This is a genomic window from Marinimicrobium sp. UBA4209, from assembly GCF_002381585.1.
GTDB lineage: Bacteria > Pseudomonadota > Gammaproteobacteria > Pseudomonadales > Cellvibrionaceae > Marinimicrobium > Marinimicrobium koreense.
The window spans coordinates 7186-7466 of the sequence record NZ_DFTP01000071.1; the positions used below are offsets into that span (position 1 = coordinate 7186).

The window sequence follows — 281 nt, forward strand, 5'->3', positions numbered from 1 at the left end:
ATGCCCGCCATGCAGGCTCCGGCTGACATGCAGGAGGTTGAGCCCGGTCTCTACCAGGGCACCTTTGAGCCCTCCATGGACGGTAGCTGGCCGCTGACCTTGCAAATCAGCAAGGAAGGCGTGGGATCCACGCGGGCCAATTTCGATTTGGCTGTCGGACGAAAGGGCTTGCAGCCAGCCGGGGGCGTGACAGCTTTGAAGCGACAACAAGCGGGCACGATGGACAAGAACAGTGACGGCGAGTTGCCCTACCGCAGCGGCCCCTATCGCCTGGATGTGTC

General features: G+C 62.3%; 1 protein-coding gene. It reads left to right on the forward strand.

The annotated features are described in order from the left end of the window. The coding region (locus B3187_RS10725) for a hypothetical protein (protein ID WP_286806368.1) at nucleotides 1–281 on the forward strand (281 nt) is incomplete at both ends.